Annotated in this window: 3 protein-coding genes; 1 reads left to right on the top strand and 2 read right to left on the bottom strand. The window is 44.1% G+C overall.

What is annotated here, in order from left to right:
- A partial coding sequence (locus tag ACQY6I_RS08700) for a lytic transglycosylase domain-containing protein (RefSeq protein ID WP_428241088.1) occupies nt 1-577 on the top strand: 577 nt, incomplete at its 5' end.
- Nucleotides 578-591: 14 nt separating this feature from the next.
- Here the strand turns inward: ACQY6I_RS08700 and ACQY6I_RS08695 are convergent.
- Both ACQY6I_RS08695 and ACQY6I_RS08690 read right to left on the bottom strand, forming a co-directional pair.
- Entirely contained in the window at nt 592-1,248 is a 657-nt protein-coding gene (locus tag ACQY6I_RS08695; protein ID WP_428241087.1) for a YdcF family protein, read from the bottom strand.
- Nucleotides 1,249-1,846 (bottom strand): LysR family transcriptional regulator substrate-binding protein (locus tag ACQY6I_RS08690; protein ID WP_428241086.1); only part of this gene is annotated, 598 nt, incomplete at its 5' end. It lies immediately after the preceding gene.

The following is a 1,846-nucleotide window of genomic DNA, read 5'->3' as shown; positions in this document are numbered from 1 at the left end:
GAAATGGTTTGATAATGCGATCAAAACCGTTGCCAAAACCAAACACAGAAACGATTACGATCTACGTTTTCCGATGCCTTTCCAGGATGAAGTCATGCAACAGGTTAGCAGTCACAATCTCGATGCGTCGGTTGTTTACGGTATCATTCGTCGGGAGAGCCTGTTTGATCCACTCGCCAGGTCTCGGGTTGGCGCGCTGGGATTAATGCAATTAATGCCTGCTACTGCTAGAAATGTGGCGAAGTCTCTGGGGCTTAAAAAACCAGCCCAAAATGATATTTTGAATGTCAGCAACAATATAAAGCTGGGTACACAATACTTTAAAACGGTATTAAACCGTTTCGATAATAATATTCCTCTAGCGGCTGCAGCCTATAATGCGGGCCCCAGGAATGTAAAGAAATGGCTACCCGAAACAGAACCTCTGCCAGCAGATCTATGGGTTGAAACGGTTCCATTTAATGAAACCAGAAAATATATACAGGCTGTTTTGGCCTATGCCACTATCTTCGATAAACATCTGGGACAGGATGTCACTATCTCCAGTCGTATGGATGATGTTAGAGCAACTTACTGATGAGTTAAGCTGACTTAATCGACAGGCATGAGGTGATCGGTAAATCCCTGTTCAATCAGGTAATGACATGCTCGAATAATGTCCTCAGGCAGCTCATGCGAAGCCTGGTACCCAAGCGCTGGATATTTTTGAATCCGCTCTATATCACCTACCATTTCATTGATAACACCAAGAACTCCAACAATATCAGATACCTGTTGGGGAAAGGAGAGAGGTGGGCAGGTAACATATGACGTGACACCGGGCCATTGAGCTTCTGCTGTTAATTTAACTCTGAGTAACGCATTAGGTTTGGATACAAAAGTCACCGTATTAACATTGGGTAACAGCCTTTTTGAAAAGGTAATATTCTCACCAAAATTGGTCGCTTCGGTTTCCAGCTGAATACAGCTTTCATCAATGCCATTGGATAATGCACGTTTTTGAAAAATCATTGCTTCAGGGGATGACCAGATATGTCTGGTCCAGTTGCCTGTTTTACCACTGATGAGGAGTTTATCTGAGAAACCTGATTTGATGAGATTACAGGCATGATCACAGACCCTGAGATCGTAGGAGCAACAAATGACAATTGCATCAGACTTAAGCTGTTGGTCGAACGAACTGAGGTATGACCACAGCTCAGTTGAATGCCTGATAGTAGCTGTGTCCATCATGATGTGAGTATTCAATTAACTCGCTTCCTGATGTTGCGCCTCAGCAGGGTCAATATCCCAGATTGTATTCAGAGCATTCTTGAAAGCGCGGATGATGGGATCATTAGCTCGCTTTTTGAGATAGATAAAATCCAGGCTGACCGAGGGGATGTCGGTGGGTGGAATGTAAAAATAGCCATCCTCTTCTCCTTTCTCGGCAATGTCTTTTCTTACAATTCCTATTCCAACACCTGCCTTAACCATACTGTGCAGAGCATCTTCCTGATCGGAAACCAGCACTTTTTCTGGCTTACAACAGTGAATATCGAATAAGGATTGAATCGCACTGAAATAGGCGCAATCGGGCGAAGTATAAACCCAGGGTTGTTTTGCCAGTAACTCAATAGACCCTGGTGATATTCTTACTCGCCAGTCAACGGGGGCTGCCACGCAAAGTTCGACCTTACCAAGTGGCATGACTTCAATCTGTGGATCATCGAGCTGTCCTGAGATAAAGGCACCATCCATACGCCCAACACGCACATTCTTAATATTGGTTTCTGTCATACCAGCAAGAAAGTTTAATTCAAGCCGGGGGTATTGTGAGGTTAAATAGCGTTGTATCTGTGGCAGC

It is taken from the genome of Gynuella sp. (assembly GCF_050297175.1).
In the GTDB taxonomy this organism is placed as follows: Bacteria; Pseudomonadota; Gammaproteobacteria; order Pseudomonadales; family Natronospirillaceae; genus Gynuella.
Note: the sequence above shows the minus strand (reverse complement) of the source record. Positions and strands in the feature narration are given on the sequence as shown.